Source organism: Serratia sp. (in: enterobacteria) (assembly GCF_046715635.1).
GTDB lineage: Bacteria > Pseudomonadota > Gammaproteobacteria > Enterobacterales > Enterobacteriaceae > Chania.
Genome location: NZ_JBKJYW010000431.1, coordinates 1 through 19,778, shown reverse-complemented (window position 1 = coordinate 19,778; position 19,778 = coordinate 1). Strand labels below are relative to the sequence as shown.

Sequence of the window (19,778 nt, the reverse complement as noted above, 5' to 3'; positions counted from 1 at the left end):
AGTTGCAAGGTATGCAAACCCGCCATGCGCTGGGTGAGGCACGTCAGTACCACCAGGCAAGCCAGGGTTAAAAACCATTTTGCAATCCGCTGCCGATTTATCATCACGCCCTCAATGCCGTATCTGCGCCTATCTTAGCGGGGCAAATAGGATAAGCAACGATTGGCCTGTAAAGAAATGTCTGGCGGCGGTATTGATGGCACGAAATTACAGGTATCATAAGCGATTAAGCCTGTGCTTTTCGCCGGGTATGCCGACTTTATACACTGCGAAGGACTGGTGATATGCAACCATTAAGTGGACCTGGCGCTCCTGGCGCAGCCGATCACCCTCCGACCGCCGGCAAAGCCCCTCCTGCCGACGATCAACCGCTCTCCCCGGCCCAACGCACCCAGCTGGAAAAGCTGATCGTCAAGATCATGGCCCTCAGCCCCACCAAATCCGCCGAGATCTGGGTCACGCTGCGTCATGAATTGGGAGCGGATAACCACAGTGAACTGTTGGCGCGCCATTTCCAACCGGCGGAGCAGCTACTGCAAAACCGCCTTGCGGTGGTGCAACAGAGCCATGCCAGCCGCCAACTGCTGCAACAGCTCACCGAGCTGTTGCCACAAGGCAATAACCGCCAGGCGGTCAGCGACTTTATCCGCCAGCAGTTTGGCCATACGGTGTTAAGCCAGTTGAGCCATCCGCAGCTCCAGCAGGTGTTGAATCTGCTGCAAACCGGCGAACTGACTATCCCTCATCCACAACAAACGGTCACCAGCGATCGTCCGCTGCTGCCTGCGGAACATCAGCACTTGCAGTTGCAGATCACCAAGCTCAGTGCGGCTACCGGTGAGACAACGGCCAAACTCTGGCAAGCACTGTTCGATCTGGTCGGGGTAAAAATCAACGATCCGTTGCCCGCACGCCATTTCCAACTGCTCAGTCAGTTTATGCAGGTGAAATTGGCGCTCAGCCCACAAACGGCACCGACGCTGCAAAACCTGTTGGCGGTATTGAAACAGCCAGCAGACCAGCAGGAGCAGCAACAGCTCAATGACTATTGCCAGAACCGCTTTAACGGCAACCTCAATACGCCGTTGACCCACGCGCAGCTGAACGACGTGATCCAGCAGCTGTTTAGCCGCCGTCTGGACAAGGCTGGCCACGCTCCGTCGTTACACAGTGATGTTCAACAGCCGCAGCCCTTGCTCAACCCGCTGATCGCCACCCTGCCGCAGCCTTTACAGTCAGTGTTGGGTAAGCCTCTGGCGCTGGTTGTCGGCGTTATCGTATTGGCATTGGTACTGTGGGCGATGTTCTAACAGCCGCACTCCGGCGTTTTATCCCGCCCCTGCATCGTCCCCTGCTCAGCACCGATGGCCACCGGATGGCCATCGCGTCGCCAGAAATCCAGCCCGCCAATCAGCTCTTTGACCCGAAAACCGAGCTTGGCCAACTTGTATGCCCCCTGAGTGGAACCGTTACAGCCGATACCGTCGCAGTAGGTGACATAGACCTTGTCACGATCGAGAGATGAGGTGCTGCTTTTATCCATTAAGCGATGGGGAAAGCTCACCGCCCCAGGAATGTGCCCGGCGGCGTACTGCGCACTGGCACGGGTATCGATCACCACAATCTCGCTGACACCCTTGCGCAAATCTTCCGCCACATCCGCCGAGTCGGCGTAGAAGGCGAGCTTTGCCGCCAGATAATCCAGGCTTTGTGCTGCCGCTGCCGGGGGAAAAGCCAATACCAGTGAAGAGACGCTCATAATAGAACTCCAGTGCCTTAAGATTGATGACAATAGTGCCTGATTTTGGTCTTATGGTTGAGACCCATTTTGGCAAGGTGATAAGACCGATTATGTCTCAGGTATTGCTGACGCTATTTCAACAGGCGGATAACGCGACGGGTACGCTACGTGAGCGAGTGTGTAATACGTTACGCACGGCGATCCATAGCGGCACGTTAAGCTCGGGCCAGCGGCTGCCCTCCTCGCGGGTTCTGGCGGCCGATCTGAGCGTCTCGCGAGTTACCGCCGAAGCCGCCTATGCGCAACTGGAAGCCGAGGGATATCTACATCGCCGGGTAGGCCAAGGCACCTCTGTCGCTATCCAGATCGCCAAGCCTGCGCCACTACGCCAATCCGGTGGCCAACTGCGGCTCTCACAGCGCGGTTTGGCGATTGTGCAAACCGGGGGCTGCCGCGATCCCCAGCAGCCACTGCCGTTTGCTGCCGGTTCACCGGATCTTCGCGCCTTCCCGCTGAAGCTGTGGCAACAGCTCACCGCCCAACGGCTGCGGCTACAGGGGGAAAAGCTGCTGCGTTATGGCGATCCCCAAGGCTATCTGCCACTACGTGAAGCCATTGCCGGTTACGTCGGCCAAACCCGGGGCGTAAACTGCGACGCCGAGCAGGTGATCGTGCTGACCAGTTCCCAACAGGCATTACAGCTGATTGCTACTTTGCTGATCGATAGCGGAGATACGGTATGGGTCGAAGAGCCTGGTTACAACGGGGCCAAAAATGCATTTACCAGCGCGGGAGCTAATCTGGTACCGGTGGCGGTAGATGAGGCCGGGCTGCAGCCAGACGGCTCGTTGCCCACTCCTCGCCTGATCTATCTGACGCCTTCGCATCAGTATCCCACCGGTGTGGCACTCAGCCTGGAACGGCGGTTGGCGCTATTGGAACAGGCGCGGCAATCGCAAAGTTGGATTATTGAGGATGACTACGACAGCGAGTTTCACTACGACGGCCAACCGATGCCCGCCATGCAGGGTCTGGATCGCCACGGCACGGTGCTATATGTCGGCACCTTCTCCAAGGCGCTGTTCCCTTCGCTACGGCTGGCCTATCTGATTGTGCCCCCCGCGTTGGTGGCGGCGTTTACCACCGCACGTTCGGTGTATGACGGCCATTGCGCTCAGTTGGCACAGGCCGTCACGGCAGAGTTTATTCTGCAAGGGCATTTTGCTGCCCACATCCGCTACATGCGCCAACTCTATCGCAGCCGACGTGATTGGCTACTGACACAGCTAGCACAGCACCTGGGGCATTTTGCCACACCACAGCACGCGGGCGGCGGGCTACAGCTCGGCGTTTGGCTGCCGACGGGCCAAGAGGCGGAACTGACTCGACAAGCGCAACAGCTAGGCGTCATTACCCCCGGCCTGTCTACGCAGTATCAGAACACCCGCGCCAGACGCGACGGCTGGTTATTAGGGTTCTCTGCTCTCACGCCAGGGGAGATTACCCAGGCCGTGGAGCGGCTGAGCCGAATTAACCCAGTAACAGCCAACCCACCAACGTAGCCCAAGCCAGGAACGGTATCGAATAGTAATGGAACCGCAGCCAGATCTGGCGTTCCCCCGCCATCCGCAGGGCGATCAGGTTCGCCAGCGAGCCGATCGCCAGGCCAAATCCTCCGGCGTTGACCGCATAGGCCACCAAGGCGCTGGACGGCACATAGTTCAGCAACAAAATGGTCGCCGGAACGTTGCTGATCACTTGGGATAAAGCGATCCCCAACACATATACGCTGCCATCCGCCAGCGAGGCAATCTGGTCAAACAGCGGCTGCAGCGCTGGCAGTTGGGTCAGCAAGCCAATATTGATAAACATGGCGAGAAACACGAAGATCAGGCTCCAGTCAATCTGCAGCAGCACCTGGCGAGCCAACAGCAGAAAACCGGCAAACACCAGTAACATGCCATACAACGGCACGTCCAAATCCAGGCAGATCAGAAAGGCCACATACAGCGCGACACTGGCCAGCAACAGGCGCATTTGATAAGGATAGGGTTGGGTGTTCGGGGCTTTGACAATTTTCCGCGCCGGGAAACTGAACCAGGTGACCACCAGCAGGCTCAGCATCATGATAATGCCGAACGGTGCCATACGCCCGATAAACTCCATAAAGGTCAGCGAAGACTTGCTCCACAGCAAAATATTCTGCGGATTGCCAATCGGCGTCAGCAACGACCCGGCGTTAACCGCCAGTGCCTGGAAGATGATCAGGCGGCTTATCGGCAGTGAAGAGAGCTTTTTCAGCGTGATGGTCAAAGGGATAACGATAAACAGCGCCACATCGTTGGTGAGAAACGACGACAGCACCGCGCCAGCACATACCAGAAACAGCGCAAGCGAACGTTCGCTTTGCAGGGTGTTTACGATCTGGCGGCCAATAAAATCGAAGTAACCGCTAACCTCAACGCCTTTGGTCAGCAGCATCAACCCCAGCAGAGTCATAATGGTGCGCCAATCGATAAAACCGGATAGCGCCTCCAGCGGCTGTGGCCCAATGGCGTACAGTAGCATCCCCATTAGCAGCAACGCATGCAGAAAACGGTCATGCAAAAAGGGCCTCAACAAACTGGTCACCGCATTTGAACTCATGGATTTACTCTTATTTTTCAAGCTAAGGCTGGAAAACGACGTTAGCCGAAGCTCTTGAATTACGCCAGTAAAAAAGCACGTTGCCCTTTCCATTTTCCCTCTTTTGTTTTATACCCGTCGTCTTTCCCTGCTTTTAGGATTTTCTATGGCCAATTTCATTGCCAAACGGCTGCTTCTCAGCGCGGCGCTGATGCTGCTAGCCGCCTGTAACGATGCCAACACCCGCCCTCAGATCGACATCGAAGGCAAAACCATGGGGACGTTCTATAGCGTGAAGGTCAGCGGCACTATCACCGAGAGCAAACAACAATTGCAGCAGGAAATCGATGCGCTGCTGGAGCAGGCCAACGACGATATTTCCACCTACCGCCCTGATTCGGTGTTATCCCGCTTTAACCAGAACCCCAGTGCCGAGCTACAGCCCATCCCTCGCGGCATGGCCGATATCATCCTCACCGCCCAGCGCATTGGCCGTGATACCGGGGGCGCGATGGATATCACCGTAGGTCCGTTGGTTAACCTGTGGGGTTTCGGCCCGGATAAGCGGGCCGTCAAAGTCCCCAGCCAGCAGCAAATCGATGCAGCCCGGCAACATATTGGCTTGCAGCATCTGAAGCTGCTGAGCGACAGCCGGGGTGAATGGCTGCAAAAAGATCTGCCGGAGATGTATGTCGATCTCTCCACGCTGGGCGAAGGCTATGGCGTAGATCAATTGGTCCAATTGATGGCACGTAAAGGCATCACCAACTATCTGGTATCGGTGGGCGGAGCCGTTTCGTCACGCGGCGTGAATGGCCAGAACAAGCCTTGGCGGGTGGCGATCCAAAAACCAACCGATCGGGAAAATGCGGTGCAGGCGCTGGTGGATTTGCAAGGTTACGGCATCAGCACTGCAGGGAGTTATCGCAACTATTTCGAACAGGACGGCCAGCGCTACTCCCACGTGATCGATCCCGTGACTGGGCGGCCTATCACCCATAAGCTGGTTTCCGTCACGGTGATTGCCCCTACGGCGTTGGAGGCCGATGGTTGGGATACCGGGTTGATGGTGCTGGGCACGGAAAAAGCGCTGAAACTGGCCGAAGAGCAAGGACTGGCGGTGTATTTGATCAGCAAAACCGATGACGGCTTCAGCGCGGTGATGACTCCGCAGTTTAAGGCGTTTTTAGTGCAGTAGGACAGCAACGTCAGACTTAATCTGACGCCAAGTCCTGCTCAGCCTGACGGTAATACTCGATCTTGATATGTAAAGCCTGCGCAGATTGGCGCAGGCTTTCAATTTCGGCCACAACATCTGCCAGATGATCCTCCAGCATCTGGCGACGCTCCGGCATCGTTGAGCTCCCAGCGCTGCGCAATTTTGCATAACTCTTCATCCTGACGATAGGCATACGTGTCGCTCGCAATCGTATTAGGAATTCGATCCAGGCCATATCCGATTTCGCATAGCGTCTCTGCCCTCCGACAGCCCGCCCCACGGGAGCGATCAAACCTATGCGTTCGTAATAGCGCAAAGTGTGAGCCGTCAGGCCGGTGCGTTTAGCGACTTCATCAATACTCAGATGGGATTTCATAAAGGTGCTCCTAAGCAAGGCCACTATCCCCGTTAGCCTTTCATTTCGACAACCCCGTACCTAACGTGGGCGTTGATTGTCTGGCAAACTCATAGCCGAGGGTTTGACGCCTCGCTTCTCAAACACCTCCCTGGCGGCACTGATCCCATTCAAGGCACTCGGAAAGCCAGCATAAACGGCCATTTGATTGATAATTTCAACAATCTCGTTCGGCTTGCAGCCAACATTCAGCGCTCCCTCGATATGAACCTTAAGTTGCGGCTGCGCATTACCCAGCGCCGTCAGAGCCGAAACAGTGGCAAGTTCTCTGGTGCAAAGGGAAACGCCAGGCCTTGAGAATACCTCACCATAGCTGAAATCGATGATCCAATCTGCCAATTCAGGCGATATGTCGTTGAGCGAGTTAACGACCTTTCTGCCTTCACTGCCTGTTATCTTGGCGAGCGTTTTTTCACCCAGTACGCGCCTGCTCTCAGGTTCAGCCGACCACGCAGAGGCCGCGCAAATCAATGCTGAAAAAATTAATCCCTTATAAAAAAAAGAATTTTTACTTACCATTGCTCATCTCCTTTTCCATTGTTGTATCAAGTGCTCAGCCAGGAAAGGCATGCACTCTTCATATTTCCATAGGTAGGCTATCGGTTAGAGCGCGCTCTAAGTCAAGCAAGATGGCAATCGCATTTTTAGGGTGATTGACACCCCTAAAATCAGGCCCAAAAACCGGTTTCCACAAAGGTTAAAGCAGCCAGCCTGGCCTCTTCCCAAGCTGGCTTTCGGGCATAATTACCCTTGTTTTTCATCCTTACGGTGCAGCAGCGAATACACCGCCGGGATCACCAGCATCGATAACAATGGCGCACTGACCATGCCGCCTATCATCGGTGCGGCAATCCGCTGCATCACCTCTGAACCCGCGCCACCACCCCACATAATCGGCAGTAAACCGGCCATAATAGTCGCCACCGTCATCACTTTCGGCCTGACGCGCAGCACCGCCCCTTCGCTAATCGCCGCCATCAGTTGCTGACGACTCAACGGCTGTCCCGGTTGACGATGTTTCGCCAGCGCCTGATTAAGGTACAACACCATAATCACGCCAAACTCCGCCGCCACCCCGGCAAGGGCAATAAAGCCCACCGCCCCCGCCACCGACAGGTTGTAATCGAGCAGATACAGCAGCCAGACTCCACCTATCAGCGCAAACGGCAGCGTCGCCATGATCAGCAGCGCATCGCTCACGCTGTTAAAGGTGACAAACAGCAGCACGAAGATGATCGCCAGCGTTACCGGCAGCACGATCTTCAACTGGGCGCTGGCACGTTCCAGATACTCAAACTGCCCGGACCAACTGAGGGAAACCCCGGCAGGCAGCTTCACTTGCTGTGATACCACCTGTTGCATCTCTTCGACCGCCGATTTCAAATCGCGCCCGCGCAGATCGACATAGATCCAATCGGAAAGCCGGGCGTTCTCGCTTTTCAGCATGGGTGGCCCTTCGGTGATGCGAATATCCGCCAGTTCTGCCAATGGTACCTGCCCACCGCTCGCCGTCACCACCGGCAATTCGCGCAGCTTTTGCAGCGAATCACGGATCTCTCTTGGGTAACGGACGTTGATCGGATAACGCGCACGCCCTTCTATGGTTTCAGCGATGTTTTCCCCTCCTACCAACGTGGCAACCACCGATTGCAGCTCTTTCACCGAAACGCCGTAACGTGCCGCACGCTGGCGATCGATATCGATATCCACATAGCGGCCTCCAGCCAGGCGCTCCGCCAGCGCGGAAGTCACACCCGGAACCTGCTTCACTACCTGTTCGATCTGGCTGGCCGCCTGCTCGATATCGGCAATATTGCTACCGTTGACCTTGATGCCTACCGGGCTTTTAATGCCGGTCGACAACATATCTAAACGGTTACGGATCGGTGGCACCCAGACGTTGGCAATGCCGGGTACCTTGACCACGCTGTCCAGTTCGGCCACCAGCTTGTCCATCGTCATGCCGGGCCGCCACTGGTCGCGGGGCTTAAAGCGAATGGTGGTTTCCAACATGGTCAGCGGAGCCGGATCGGTTGCCGTCTCCGCCCGCCCGGCCTTGCCAAAGACCGTGTCCACTTCCGGTACGGTTTTGATCAACCGGTCGGTCAGTTGCAGAAGCCGTGCCGCTTCACGGGCTGAAATCCCCGGCAGCGTCGAAGGCATATACAGCAGATCCCCTTCGTCCAGCGGTGGCATAAATTCGCTGCCCAGGCGGCTGAGTGGGAATAAGGTCAACACCAGCAGCAGAGCGGAAATCCCCAGAGTGGTTTTAGGCCGTGCCAGCACCGCAGCCAGCAACGGCTGATACATGCGGATCAAGGCGCGATTGATCGGATTGGCATGTTCGTCCGGAATGCGGCCCCGGATAAAATAGCCCATCAGCACCGGCACCAGCGTGATGCCCAACCCGGCGGATACCGCCATTGCATAGGTTTTGGTGAACGCCAATGGCGCAAACATCCGCCCTTCCTGCGCCTGTAGCGAAAACACCGGGATAAACGACAGAGTGATGATCAACAGACTACAGAACAGCGCCGGGCCAACCTCAACCGCCGCCTGCTCTGAGATGTGCCAGTAATCTTTTGAGGTGGGCTGCTGGCCGGGATGACGTTGCCGCCACTGCTCCAGCACCTTGTGCATGTTCTCGATCATCACAATCGCCGCATCCACCATCGCGCCGATGGCAATGGCTATTCCCCCCAGCGACATAATATTGGCGTTAACACCCTGATAATGCATCACCACAAAGGCGCCCAGGATCCCCAACGGCAGAGTCACCATTGCCACTAGCGCCGAACGGAAGTGGGACAGGAACAAGGCGCACACCACCGCGACCACCAGGAACTCTTCCAACAGCTTGAATGACAGCGTCTCGATCGCGTGCTCGATCAGTTGCGATCGGTCATAAACCGGCACGATCTCCACGCCCGGCGGCAGGGTGTGCTGGAGCTGTTGCAGCTTGGTCTTCAGCGCATTAATGGTTTCCAACGCATTCTTACCGTAGCGCATCACCACAATGCCGCCCGCCACCTCACCTTCACCATTGAGCTCCGCCACGCCACGGCGAATTTCTGGCCCCTCACGTAGTTCCGCTACCTGTGACAACAGGATCGGCACCCCGTCACGCGCGGTGATCACCACGTTATTAAAGTCGGCGAGTTTTTTCAGGTAGCCGGAGGTGCGTACCATATACTCCGCCTCCCCCATTTCCAGCAGCGCACCGCCACCTTCCTGGTTGGCATCCTGAATAGCGCTCACTACCTGTTGATGGGTAATATTCAACGCCCGCATACTTTGCGGATTTAATATCACCTGATATTGCCGCACCATGCCGCCAACGCTGGCCACCTCTGCGCCGTTAGGCACGGTTTTCAGCTCGAACTTGAGCGTCCAGTCCTGCAATGCTCGCAGGTCCGCCAGGCTATGCTTGCCAGTACGATCGACCAGCGCATATTCATAGACCCAGCCAACGCCAGTAGCATCCGGCCCCAGCGCCACTTTGACCTGCGGCGGCAGCGAGGACTGCACCTGACTGAGTGACTCCAACACCCGCGAACGCGCCCAATAAGGATCGGTACCGTCTTCAAACAGAATGTAGACGTAGGCATCGCCGAACATCGAGAAACCCCGCACCGTGCTGGCTCCCGGCACCGTCAGCATGGTGGTGGTCAGCGGGTAGGTCACCTGATCTTCAATCACCTGCGGCGCTTTGCCCGGATAGGTCGCCCGGACGATCACCTGCACGTCAGAGAGATCGGGCAGCGCATCCAGCGGTGCCTTCTGCAACGCCCATACGCCCCACCCAGCCAGCAATACCGAAGCCAGTAATACCAACAGGCGATTGCGTATCGACCAGCGGATCACGGAGGCGATCATTGGTGGCCTCCTTGCGGCATGATCTGGCTGATGTGCGAACCGTTTTCATCCACGCTAAAGTGGATCATCACCTTGCTGCCGATGCCAATCCCGGCGGGTAAACCGCCCGCTGGCAAGGTGAAATCCATGGTCATCGCGGGCCATTGCAACTCTGCGACCGGATCGTGCGACAGCGTGACGGTATCATTATCCACCGCCTCTACCACACCCAGCGTCTGATACTGTTTTACCCCCTCCTGCCCGGCCATCTGTGGCAAGGCGCTGCGCATGCTGGCTTCGGAATCAATCAGGAACTGGCCTGATGTGACCACCTGTTGCCCAGCTTGCAGTCCCTGTTTGATTTCTACCCAGCCGTCCTGTGCCAGACCGGCGACCACGTTAACCGGAGCAAAGTGGCCGTTACCTTCCGCCACCAGCACCCGGTTACGATCGCCACTACCGATCAGGGCCTCCTGCGGGATAGCCAGCACCGGCTTGGCCCCGGCGTTTTGCGCCAGTTGCACCTGCAAATACATGCCCGGCTTCAGCCGCTGCTGCGGGTTTTTCAGCACGATACGCGCTTTAAAGGTGCGGGTAAGCGGATCGACGTTAGGCAGCAACTCGCTAACCTCCCCGGTAAAGCGTTCACCCGGCCAACTGGCGGAGCTTGCGGCCACCGCGTCGCCGACCTGCAACAGCCCGGCCTGCGCCTGCGAGTAATCAATCACCATCCACACCGGATCGAGGCTGGCCAGCTCAAACAGGCCCTGCGTCGCGGTGACCTGCATCCCTTCCCGTGCGTCCAGCTTATTGATAAACCCACTCTCCGGGGCGGTAATGGTAATGCGGGTCTGGGGTTGGCCACTGCGTTCAACCTGGCGAATGATGGCTTCAGGCATAAACTGCAATGCCAGACGCTGACGGGCGGCAGAGGCGAGTGCGCCATCGCCCAGCTTGCGGATCGCCAGGTATTCCTGCTGTGCCGCACTCCAGTCCGGGATCCACAGCTCTGCCAGCGCTTGCCCTTTTTTTACCTGCTGCTGGCTGGCACGCACGTAGAGTTTGTCTATCAGCCCGTTGGCCCGGGCGGCAATCACCTGCACGCCGCGTTCATCGGTGGCAACGCTGCCATAGGCATCAAGCTGCAAATTCAGTTCACGCAGTTGTGCAGCCGTTGTACGGACGCCAAGATTCTGCTGCTGGCGGGCGCTGATGGTGACACCACCGTCATCCTGCTGCTCATCGGCATAGCGTGGCACCAGTTCCATATCCATAAACGGCGATTTGCCCGGCTTATCAAAACGCTGGCCTGGTACCATCGGATCGTACCAATACAGCACCTGCCGTTCAGCGCCACCGCTAGCGGGTTGCGTCGCGGATCTTTCCCCGGCAAACCAGTAACCGCCCATAGCACCGCCCAATAAGGCGGCTAACAGCGTCAGGCTAAAACGCATTTTCATTACTTTGCCTCCTGCACGGTGAGATAACGGATCGCGGCCCACAGCTGCGCCAATTCACGCGCGGCCTTACCGGCGCTCAGACGGCTGTCGAGCAAGGCCCGACGTGCTTCCAACACCGAGGAAAGATCGCTTTTACCACTGCGGTATTGCGCCAGTTGCAATGCCACACGCTGTTGCTGCAACGGGATCGCCTGCTGCTGCTGACGCTGCCATTGCGCCTGCGCGGCCTGATACTGCGCCAGCAGCGTATCTAACTGGGCTTGATGATCGCGGATCAATAACGTCAGTTGATCGTTAGCCTCCATCGAACGGGAAACATCGGCGGCATAGTCCTTATCCTGCCGCTGGGAACGGAACAGGGGCAGATCGACGGTAACCATCACGCCCGCCATATCCTCATAGCCATCGGCCCGTTTGCCATACGACACCTCTATCCCCACGTCCGGAATGGCGGCCACCTCTGACTGCGCCGATCGCGCCTTGGCCACATCGGCCTCACGGCTGGCCTGCACTATCTCCGGGTGTTGTTTGATAGCCTGCCGTAGCAGATTGCTCTCGGCGGGCAGGCGCTCGAAGCGTGGCAACGGACCACCGATCCCCTCCACCTGCAGCCCGGTCAACTGGGTTAAGCGCGCCTGGGCGATGGTGACGTCACGCTGCCCCTCGCTGAGCCGGTCCTGCATCGCCAACAGCGTCAAGCGAGCATCAATGACGTTAGCGGCGGGCGAGCTGCCACTGGCCACTCCGGCATGTTGGGCGGCGATTTGCTTTTCACTTTCTTTGAGCAAGGCCGTGGCATCCTTCAGCGTCTGCTGGCTCAGCGCCAGTTCCAACCAGGCTTGTGCCGTCTGCTGCTGCAAGCGGGCGAGGATTGTCGCACTGTTGGCTTCGGTTTTATTGGCCTCGGCCCATAAGGTATCCGCCTTACGTTGGCGCTTGGTACTGCTGACATAATCCTGCATGATGCCAACCCGCTCCATGGTCATCCCGTCACGGGTCAAGCGCCGGGCGCTACCGCCTTGCACCGGCACGTTTTCAATGCCGAATTTCAGCTTGGGATCGGGCAGCTCCATCGCCGAATCCGCCCTATTTTGCAACGCATTCACCTGATGCTGATTGGCCGAAAGCTCGGCGGAATAGCGCTCCGCCGCCGCCAACGATTGCTCCAACGTCAGGCCGGTTGCCTGCGCATTTGCCGTCCAACAGGCGAGCAGCAGCCAGCCCACCCGCAATGGGTGAGAAAGTAGTCTGGACATGGTGCCCCCGTTAGTCTTGGCTGGCGCTGATAACGGTCAGCTGATAGCCGCCGTCAACCTGACGGAAACTGAACTCCACCACGGTCCCGGCAGCCAAGGCAGGCAATGGCGGCTGGGGCTGAAGGAAATTCATGGTCATCGGCGGCCAGTGCAAAGCAGGGATGGCTGGATGGGCGAGCGACACTTTCTGCTCACCCCAGGCCTTAACGGTTCCTTTAGAGTGATAGACGGCGGCGTCTTGGCTGGCATGTTGGTGATGTTGCATCTCCGTGGCGGAGACGAATGAAGAGAACATCAGAGAGATGAAAACGGCAGTGATCAGATTACGCATAACGGTAGCTCCATAAAATAGACAAAAAACAAATCAGGTCGCCGTTCTGGACGGCAAAGCGGTTAGTTTGGCTATTCACGGAAGCGGCAGAAGACGATCTCTGCCGGCGGGCCTGCTATCGGAGGGGTTTGCCAATCGAGGCGTAAGCGCTGTGCCTGGGGCTGCGAGGCGGCAACCAACAGCTCACTACTGGCGGGTAATACCGCTGCCAAGGCCAGGTTGCCGTGATCTTGCTGTGCCGAATCTGGCACGCAGTGTTTTTCACACAGCGGCCCCTCGGCGTGCATCATCTCATTTGCTAGCGGATCGGCAGCCTGCATATGCATCATATGTTGTGCGGCAGGCGCTGTGGCGGTAAGTTGCAGGTTACAGTGATGGCTGGCGATCGCCAATTGGCTGTTGAGCAACAGCCAGCAGACGGCCAATAGCCACACACCCGCCCGCTTCTTGGCGAAGCGCAACCGATGCATGGATAGAGTGATGGACGCCAAAGCCGACATGCAAAAATTCCAGAGTAAGAAACTGCGCTGAGTATATCGGCAGAAAAACATTACAGGAACGGAATTTACACCCGCTGACAAAGCAGAATAAGAACGATCCTGTAAACTTAAAATTCTTTGATTTCAGTCAACTAGGCATCTTAAAAATCCCGTTCATCATAGCAAAAACCGGCTTTCGCCGGTTTGCGTATTAATTGAGCCCCAAGGTCCACTGGGCTATTTTGAAGTAGATGATCAAGCCGGTGCCGTCTATCAGCGTGGTGATAAACGGGGCGGAAACTACGGCAGGGTCCACACCGAAGCGTTTCAGTGCCATTGGGATCACGGAAGAGACAATCGCGGCCCACAGCGTAATACAAACCAGGGTCAGGCTCACGATGAGCGTAATCTCATAGCCGATCCCCATCATCCAACCACGGAACGCACCAGCACAAGCCAGCGTTAACGCGATCATGACCGAGGTAGTCATTTCCTTGCGCAGCACGCGCCCCACATCGCGCATGCGGACCTCTCCCAAGGCCATGGCCCGCACAATGGTGGAGGTGATTTGCGTACCGCTGTTACCACCTGTACCCACCAATAGCGGGATAAAGAAGGCCAGGGCAATCGCCGCTTCCAATGACTCTTCAAAATGCTGAATAACCGTGCTGGTATAAGCCTCGGCGACGAACAGCAACAGCAGCCACACGCTACGTTTTTTCCACAGCTCGAAGGAGCTCATTTCAAGGTAAGGCTTATCAAGCGGCAGGCTTGCCCCTTGCATATGGGCATCCTCGGTGTTTTCATCCTCGATAATCTGCGCGATTTCGCGCTCGGTTAAACACCCCACCAAACGGCCATTATCAACCACCGCTACAATATCTAAATTATTATTGTCCACCAGTTGGGCGATATGTTCACGTTCGTCCGTGGGTTTTACATGGAAGAAGGTGGTCTCCATCATATCCTTGATACGCTCGCCATTATGTTCTTCCTGCAATAAACGTTTAACAGAAAGTACTCCCACCAGTTTGGTGCCGTCTTCAATAAAGATTTGTGCGGGTATATCGTCGTTGGAAAGTTGATTAACGAATATTTTCCTGGCTTCGCCAACGTAAAGATCTTGATGCAGAACAAAGACTTTTTTGTTCATATAACGCGCGATGGCGTCGTCTTCAAAGTTGGCATTTTGGTAAAGGTCTTGCAATACAACATGTGACATTCTAGATACTCCCAATGGAAAGATGGAGTCTCATAGAGGCGACAAGACAGGACAGCAAAAGCCGATCCCCACGTCTTGGGTTTAGCACTATACAACGTATCCCCTGGGGGAAGTTACCTTAGCAATGCCTTGATTCGGCTAATGCTTGTTTTACCCTTGGTGGCCTCTCTCGATGCCATTAGAGCGGTAACTTGTGTTTGTATAGGAGCCTCGCCATAACGAGATCGTAAAGCTAAATAAAGCGTGGGCATTATGACGGGTTTGGTTATTCGTATAGGGAAAAGGGTAATTTTGTTGAGGTGTTATTTATTTTTCGGGCCAAAAACTAGCCTAATGAATTTATTATTCTGCCAGGCTACGGCTAAATTAAACGAAAAACCACCCGCCGTTTAAGTTATCGTCTGTTGGTTTTCAACCTGAGAAACCAGAATTCATACTGATATGCGGTACCGCTTTTAAAAACGCAAAAAAATCGGACACCTATTAAGGTGCCCGATTGATAACGATATAAGCCCCGCGCTTACTTCTGCAGTTTACGCATCACCAGCGTGGCGTTGGTGCCGCCGAAACCGAAGCTGTTGGACATGACCGTGGTCAGCTCACGCTGGGTTGGCTCAGTCACGATGTTCATCCCTGCCGCCTTCTCATCGAGGTTGTCGATGTTGATGCTTGGCGCAATGAAACCGTGCTCGACCATCAGCAGGCTATAAATCGCTTCCTGCACGCCCGCCGCACCCAGTGAGTGGCCGGTCATGGCTTTGGTTGAAGAAATGGCTGGGGTGTTATCGCCAAAGACTTCACGGATCGCGCCCAGTTCTTTCACGTCGCCGACCGGCGTGGAGGTGCCGTGTACGTTCATATAGTCGATTGGTGTGTCTACGCCCTGCATCGCCATCTTCATGCAACGCACCGCGCCTTCACCCGATGGAGCCACCATGTCAGCGCCGTCTGAGGTAGCGCCGTAACCGATGATTTCCGCATAGATATGTGCGCCGCGAGCCAGAGCATGCTCCAACTCCTCAACCACGACCATGCCGCCGCCGCCTGCGATAACGAAACCGTCACGCGCTGCGTCATAGGTACGGGAAGCTTTTTCTGGCGTGTCGTTGTAGCTGGTAGACAGCGCGCCCATGGCATCGAATTCGCAGGCCATTTCCCAGCACAGCTCTTCGCCACCGCCGGCAAAGACGACGTCTTGTTTACCCAGTTGGATCAGCTCAACAGCGTGGCCGATACAGTGCGCTGAAGTGGCGCAGGCAGAGCTGATGGAGTAGTTCACGCCGCGAATTTTGAATGGAGTGGCCAGGCAGGCAGAAACGCCTGATGCCATCGCCTTGGTCACCATGTATGGGCCAACGCCACGCAGGCCTTTGGCGCGCATACCGTCAGAACCCGCCACCTGGTTACGTGGAGAACCACCACCGGAACCGACCACCAGACCGGTGCGATCGTTGGAAACCTGATCGACTGCCAGGCCAGAATCTTGAATCGCTTGTTCCATGGAGAGATAGGCATAAACCGACGCGTCGCTCATAAAGCGCATCACTTTACGGTCAATCAGACCAGTAGTGTCGAGTTTAACATCACCCCATACGTGACTACGCATGCCGGAATCTTTCAGCTCCTGAGAGAAGGTGATCCCAGAGCGGCCTTCCTGCAGACTTGCCAGGACCTCCTGCTGGTTGTTACCAATGCTGGAGACGATTCCCAGGCCAGTAATCACTGCACGTTTCATTCAAGTACCTCTTCCACAATTTACATTCGGGATTTTGCATCGCACTTTAGCGTACAGATGTACGCCGAACAAGTCCGATCAGAATAATTTTGCATTATCTTTACCCAATTTGCACCTCGGGGCTACCCCCGTTAAAATCGCCCTACCCCTTGAATTACGAGCAACCGACCGTGAGCAACGCCCCCATCCAAACCGCAGCGTTAAGCTGGAATGAACAAGGTACACCTGTTTCGAAACAGTTTGATGACGTCTATTTTTCCAACCAGGATGGGCTGGAGGAAACCCGCTATGTCTTTCTGGGGGGCAACCGGTTGCCACAACGCTTCAGCGATCACCCGCGCTCACTGTTTATTGTGGCAGAAACCGGCTTCGGTACCGGACTGAATTTTCTGACCCTGTGGCAGGCCTTTGCCCGTTTTCGGCAGGCGACATCGGCGGCGAGTTTGCAACGTCTGCATTTTATCAGTTTTGAGAAATACCCGTTGCAGTTGGACGATCTGGCGGCAGCCCACGCCCAATGGCCAGAACTGGCTTCCTTTGCTGATGAGCTTCGCGCCCAGTGGCCTCTACCGCTGCCGGGGTGCCACCGCCTGCTGCTTGCCGAAGGGCAGATCACCCTCGATTTATGGTTCGGTGACGTCAATACCCTGCTACCGCACTTTGACGCCAGCATGAACGATCAAATTGACGCCTGGTTCCTGGATGGCTTTGCGCCGTCCAAAAACCCCGATATGTGGAGCGAACCGCTGTTTGCCGCCATGGCACGTCTTGCCCGCCCAGGCGGCAGTTTCGCCACTTTCACTGCCGCTGGATTTGTCCGCCGTGGATTGCAGCAGGCCGGTTTTGAGGTCAGCAAATGTAAAGGCTTTGGCCAGAAACGCGAGATGCTCACCGGCCAACTTCCCACCGACACTCCGGCAAGCGTCAATCCAAGCCCGTGGTTCCTGCGCCCGGCAGCGGAAAATACCGACGATGTCGCCATCATTGGCGGCGGCGTAGCCAGTGCGCTCACCGCGTTGGCCCTATTGCGCCGTGGGGCCAGAGTTACCTTGTATTGCGCCGATGCACAGCCCGCAGAGGGCGCATCCGGTAATCGTCAGGGGGCGCTGTACCCATTGCTGAATGGCCGAGGTGATGCATTGGAAAACTTTTTCAGCGCCGCCTTCCCCTTTGCCCGCCGCCAGTATGACGCCTTACTGCAACAACAGGTTCAGTTTGATCACCAGTGGTGTGGCGTCAGCCAATTAGCCTATGACGAAAAAAGCACGGGGAAGATCGCCAAGATCCTGGCCATTGCCTGGCCGCACACTCTGGCACAACCGGCCGATCGCGCGACGTTAAGCGCCCTGTGTGGGATCGATACGGGGTTTGGGGGCATTCACTACTCGCTCGGGGGATGGCTGTGCCCTGCTGACCTGACGCGTGCCGCGATTACCCTGGCCGAACGGCAGGGATTGGTTTGCCACTATTTGCATACGCTTTCCGATCTGAGCCGCAGCGATGAAGGTTGGCAGTTGCATTTTGCTGAGGGCGAAACTCACCAACATGCGACGGTGATCCTGGCTAACGGGCACCAACTCTCCACTCTGGCACCTAGCGCCGCACTACCGGCATATGCGGTGCGCGGCCAGGTTTCACATATTCCCACTACGCCCACGTTAAGTGAGTTAAAGCAGGTGCTGTGTTACGACGGTTATCTGACGCCGGTGAATCCTGGTAACCAACAGCATTGTATTGGTGCCAGCTACCAACGTGGTGAATCAGGCACGCAATATAGCCAGGTAGAGCAAGAAGAGAACCGCGATCGCCTGCTGCGTTGTCTGCCAGAACAGCGTTGGCCGCAAGAGGTGGATATCAGCGGCCAGCAGGCCCGCTGTGGCGTACGTAGCGCTACGCGAGACCATATGCCGATGGTTGGTGCCGTGCCAGACTATCAAGCGACTCTGGCGCTGTATGGCGATTTACAGCAGCAACGTCAGCGCGGCGAAACGATCGCCGATGCACCGATGTATCCGGGGTTGTTTATGATCGGAGCCTTAGGCTCACGCGGCCTGTGCTCGGCGCCGTTGGCCGCAGAAATTTTAGCGGCGCAGCTGTTTGGCGAACCACTGCCGGGTGATAGCGAGATGTTGGCAGCGTTGAACCCCAACCGCATGTGGGTCAGGAAGCTGCTGAAAGGACGCGAGGTATAGTTCATTTGAGGGGCCAGCGTGATGCTGCCCCCTTTAGAGCAATTACTCAGTCGGCAACGCTGTCTGATACAGGTTTTCCCACATGCCCAGCACCAACACCTGATCCGGCGGGGAAAGTTCCCCAGCCTTGATGGCCTTGTCCAAGCTGCTCTGCACCCGCACCTTGAGCTGCTCGGCGCTGTGTTCGGCATGTTCTTCCGATTCCGCCACCGCCAAAGTCAGATGACCGCGCAGGTAGCCACCGGCAAACAGTTCATCATCGCTGGCGTGCTCTACCATGTCATCAATCAGCGCCAGAATGCGCGCTTCAAATTCTGCGATCATCAAATTTCCTCGTTAACAAACAGACTCTGGCCTCAGAGATCTTCCGGGTAGGGAAAATGCTCGGCCGCCAGCGGAGGCGTATTGTAAAACGATTGCAGCGCCTGAATAAAGCGCGCAGGTCGTGTGGGTATTCCCCGCTCCAGCAATTCCAGCACCCGGGTACGGACTTTACGCTGGAAACCAATGCGATCTGGCTCGCAGTCCCCACTGAGATTGTCGCAGCTGACGTTGAACGGGAAACCGGCCGCCACGCAGAACATCCATTCCAACGCCTGGGGATTGACCTCAACCACTTCGAATTCACTTTGCGTCTGAGCATCGCGCCCATCGGGGCAATACCAGTAACCGAAGTCCACCTGCTTGCGGCGTTCAGCACCGGCGATGCACCAGTGGGAAATTTCATGCATGCCGCTGGCATAGTAGCCATGCGCAAAGACGATGCGGTTATAAGGCAGCTCATCATCGGCAGGCAGATAGATGGGCTCATCGTCGCCTTTAACCAGACGGGTATTGAACTCATCGCTAAAGCACTGATTAAAGATTTCAATCAGTTGCGGATACTGGTGTGTGTTTGGCATAAAGAAAACTCAAAATACTCTTCGCCTTTCAAGCCACAGCGTTGTTGGCTGCACTTGCACACCCCAGTCACTTACTAAAGTAAGCTCCTGGGGATGAGCAAGCTGGCCGCCTAGCTGTGACTTGAAATTCATTGAGTATAACCATAGATTAAAGAAGGTTATTGTCTCACTAAGACGCATCATTGGCACACTAAAAATGCAACGCCAACCACTGCTGGATTTCCGCCCCGTGATTGTCGTACAGCAATTTGCAGCTCATGATCAAAGACACTATCACGATCATCGGCCGGATCAGCTTCTGGCCCTTGGTCAGCACCATGTGCGCCCCAAGACGGGCACCGAACAC

General features: G+C 56.2%; 17 protein-coding genes, 1 pseudogene and 1 riboswitch. Of the genes and pseudogenes, 4 read left to right on the top strand and 14 right to left on the bottom strand.

Annotated elements, in window-relative coordinates:
* A pseudogene (locus ACLQ7H_RS22675) lies at positions 1 to 104 on the bottom strand (copper resistance protein); the annotation flags it as partial.
* 180 nt (positions 105 to 284) lie between these two features.
* Here ACLQ7H_RS22675 and flk point away from each other — a divergent pair.
* Positions 285 to 1,310 carry a flagella biosynthesis regulator Flk gene (flk, locus tag ACLQ7H_RS22670; protein WP_411754606.1) on the top strand — a complete coding sequence of 342 codons (1,026 nt, stop codon included), beginning with the start codon at positions 285 to 287 and terminating at the stop codon, positions 1,308 to 1,310.
* Here the strand turns inward: flk and ACLQ7H_RS22665 are convergent.
* Positions 1,307 to 1,759: a rhodanese-like domain-containing protein gene (locus ACLQ7H_RS22665; RefSeq protein WP_411754605.1), complete on the bottom strand. Its 453-nt coding sequence runs from the start codon at positions 1,757 to 1,759 to the stop codon at positions 1,307 to 1,309. The genes flk and ACLQ7H_RS22665 overlap by 4 nt on opposite strands.
* Positions 1,760 to 1,851: 92 nt before the next feature.
* Here ACLQ7H_RS22665 and ACLQ7H_RS22660 point away from each other — a divergent pair, with 92 nt between their 5' ends.
* On the top strand, positions 1,852 to 3,303 hold the full coding sequence (locus ACLQ7H_RS22660) for a PLP-dependent aminotransferase family protein (protein WP_411754604.1): 1,452 nt from the start codon (positions 1,852 to 1,854) through the stop codon (positions 3,301 to 3,303).
* On the opposite strand, the gene ACLQ7H_RS22655 is transcribed toward ACLQ7H_RS22660, so the two are convergent.
* Positions 3,272 to 4,387, bottom strand: coding sequence for an SLC13 family permease (locus ACLQ7H_RS22655; RefSeq protein WP_411754603.1), 1,116 nt, complete (start codon positions 4,385 to 4,387; stop codon positions 3,272 to 3,274). The genes ACLQ7H_RS22660 and ACLQ7H_RS22655 overlap by 32 nt on opposite strands.
* A gap of 145 nt (positions 4,388 to 4,532) precedes the next feature.
* Between ACLQ7H_RS22655 and apbE the strand changes: the two genes are divergently transcribed.
* Positions 4,533 to 5,564, top strand: a complete 1,032-nt coding sequence (apbE, locus tag ACLQ7H_RS22650) for an FAD:protein FMN transferase ApbE (RefSeq protein WP_411754602.1) — start codon at positions 4,533 to 4,535, stop codon at positions 5,562 to 5,564.
* Positions 5,565 to 5,580: 16 nt separating this feature from the next.
* Here apbE and ACLQ7H_RS22645 read toward each other — a convergent pair whose 3' ends face one another.
* The 9 genes from ACLQ7H_RS22645 to fabB form a co-directional block, all read right to left on the bottom strand.
* Positions 5,581 to 5,961, bottom strand: a complete 381-nt coding sequence (locus tag ACLQ7H_RS22645) for a MerR family transcriptional regulator (RefSeq protein WP_411754601.1) — start codon at positions 5,959 to 5,961, stop codon at positions 5,581 to 5,583.
* 60 nt (positions 5,962 to 6,021) lie between these two features.
* Positions 6,022 to 6,468, bottom strand: coding sequence for a carboxymuconolactone decarboxylase family protein (locus tag ACLQ7H_RS22640; RefSeq protein WP_411754607.1), 447 nt, complete (start codon positions 6,466 to 6,468; stop codon positions 6,022 to 6,024).
* A 276-nt stretch (positions 6,469 to 6,744) separates the two neighbouring features.
* The gene (locus tag ACLQ7H_RS22635; protein WP_411754600.1) at positions 6,745 to 9,876 is read right to left on the bottom strand and encodes an efflux RND transporter permease subunit; all 3,132 of its coding nucleotides are present in this window, start codon (positions 9,874 to 9,876) and stop codon (positions 6,745 to 6,747) included.
* The gene (locus ACLQ7H_RS22630) at positions 9,873 to 11,315 is read right to left on the bottom strand and encodes an efflux RND transporter periplasmic adaptor subunit (RefSeq protein WP_411754599.1); all 1,443 of its coding nucleotides are present in this window, start codon (positions 11,313 to 11,315) and stop codon (positions 9,873 to 9,875) included. Before ACLQ7H_RS22630 ends, ACLQ7H_RS22635 begins: the two co-directional genes overlap by 4 nt.
* Entirely contained in the window at positions 11,315 to 12,571 is a 1,257-nt protein-coding gene (locus ACLQ7H_RS22625; RefSeq protein ID WP_411754598.1) for a TolC family protein, read from the bottom strand. Before ACLQ7H_RS22625 ends, ACLQ7H_RS22630 begins: the two co-directional genes overlap by 1 nt.
* Before the next feature lie 10 nt (positions 12,572 to 12,581).
* A complete protein-coding gene (locus tag ACLQ7H_RS22620; RefSeq protein WP_411754597.1) occupies positions 12,582 to 12,902 on the bottom strand; it encodes a copper-binding protein in 321 nt (106 codons plus the stop codon).
* A 71-nt stretch (positions 12,903 to 12,973) separates the two neighbouring features.
* A complete protein-coding gene (locus ACLQ7H_RS22615) occupies positions 12,974 to 13,402 on the bottom strand; it encodes a hypothetical protein (protein WP_411754596.1) in 429 nt (142 codons plus the stop codon).
* 190 nt (positions 13,403 to 13,592) lie between these two features.
* Positions 13,593 to 14,603 carry a magnesium transporter gene (locus ACLQ7H_RS22610; RefSeq protein WP_411754595.1) on the bottom strand — a complete coding sequence of 337 codons (1,011 nt, stop codon included), beginning with the start codon at positions 14,601 to 14,603 and terminating at the stop codon, positions 13,593 to 13,595.
* 59 nt (positions 14,604 to 14,662) lie between these two features.
* A riboswitch (M-box (ykoK) riboswitch) is annotated at positions 14,663 to 14,833 on the bottom strand.
* 290 nt (positions 14,834 to 15,123) lie between these two features.
* Complete coding sequence (gene fabB, locus ACLQ7H_RS22605) at positions 15,124 to 16,338, bottom strand: beta-ketoacyl-ACP synthase I (protein ID WP_411754594.1); 1,215 nt, start codon at positions 16,336 to 16,338, stop codon at positions 15,124 to 15,126.
* Between the two features lie 170 nt (positions 16,339 to 16,508).
* Here fabB and mnmC point away from each other — a divergent pair, with 170 nt between their 5' ends.
* On the top strand, positions 16,509 to 18,530 hold the full coding sequence (mnmC, locus tag ACLQ7H_RS22600) for a bifunctional tRNA (5-methylaminomethyl-2-thiouridine)(34)-methyltransferase MnmD/FAD-dependent 5-carboxymethylaminomethyl-2-thiouridine(34) oxidoreductase MnmC (protein WP_411754593.1): 2,022 nt from the start codon (positions 16,509 to 16,511) through the stop codon (positions 18,528 to 18,530).
* A gap of 42 nt (positions 18,531 to 18,572) precedes the next feature.
* Here mnmC and ACLQ7H_RS22595 read toward each other — a convergent pair whose 3' ends face one another.
* Positions 18,573 to 18,854 carry a YfcL family protein gene (locus ACLQ7H_RS22595; RefSeq protein ID WP_021806053.1) on the bottom strand — a complete coding sequence of 94 codons (282 nt, stop codon included), beginning with the start codon at positions 18,852 to 18,854 and terminating at the stop codon, positions 18,573 to 18,575.
* Positions 18,855 to 18,886: 32 nt separating this feature from the next.
* Positions 18,887 to 19,432, bottom strand: a complete 546-nt coding sequence (locus tag ACLQ7H_RS22590) for an elongation factor P hydroxylase (protein ID WP_411754592.1) — start codon at positions 19,430 to 19,432, stop codon at positions 18,887 to 18,889.
* Between the last annotated feature and the right edge of the window lie 346 nt (positions 19,433 to 19,778).

Coding starts and splice junctions, on each gene's coding strand:
- ACLQ7H_RS22620 (WP_411754597.1), bottom strand. CDS start 12,902: ATGCGTAATCTGATCACTGCCGTTTTCATCTCTCTGATGTTCTCTTCA.
- ACLQ7H_RS22635 (WP_411754600.1), bottom strand. CDS start 9,876: ATGATCGCCTCCGTGATCCGCTGGTCGATACGCAATCGCCTGTTGGTA.
- ACLQ7H_RS22610 (WP_411754595.1), bottom strand. CDS start 14,603: ATGTCACATGTTGTATTGCAAGACCTTTACCAAAATGCCAACTTTGAA.
- ACLQ7H_RS22630 (WP_411754599.1), bottom strand. CDS start 11,315: ATGAAAATGCGTTTTAGCCTGACGCTGTTAGCCGCCTTATTGGGCGGT.
- apbE (WP_411754602.1), top strand. CDS start 4,533: ATGGCCAATTTCATTGCCAAACGGCTGCTTCTCAGCGCGGCGCTGATG.
- fabB (WP_411754594.1), bottom strand. CDS start 16,338: ATGAAACGTGCAGTGATTACTGGCCTGGGAATCGTCTCCAGCATTGGT.
- ACLQ7H_RS22665 (WP_411754605.1), bottom strand. CDS start 1,759: ATGAGCGTCTCTTCACTGGTATTGGCTTTTCCCCCGGCAGCGGCAGCA.
- ACLQ7H_RS22645 (WP_411754601.1), bottom strand. CDS start 5,961: ATGAAATCCCATCTGAGTATTGATGAAGTCGCTAAACGCACCGGCCTG.
- ACLQ7H_RS22595 (WP_021806053.1), bottom strand. CDS start 18,854: ATGATCGCAGAATTTGAAGCGCGCATTCTGGCGCTGATTGATGACATG.
- ACLQ7H_RS22590 (WP_411754592.1), bottom strand. CDS start 19,432: ATGCCAAACACACACCAGTATCCGCAACTGATTGAAATCTTTAATCAG.
- ACLQ7H_RS22655 (WP_411754603.1), bottom strand. CDS start 4,387: ATGAGTTCAAATGCGGTGACCAGTTTGTTGAGGCCCTTTTTGCATGAC.
- ACLQ7H_RS22615 (WP_411754596.1), bottom strand. CDS start 13,402: ATGTCGGCTTTGGCGTCCATCACTCTATCCATGCATCGGTTGCGCTTC.
- ACLQ7H_RS22660 (WP_411754604.1), top strand. CDS start 1,852: ATGTCTCAGGTATTGCTGACGCTATTTCAACAGGCGGATAACGCGACG.
- flk (WP_411754606.1), top strand. CDS start 285: ATGCAACCATTAAGTGGACCTGGCGCTCCTGGCGCAGCCGATCACCCT.
- ACLQ7H_RS22625 (WP_411754598.1), bottom strand. CDS start 12,571: ATGTCCAGACTACTTTCTCACCCATTGCGGGTGGGCTGGCTGCTGCTC.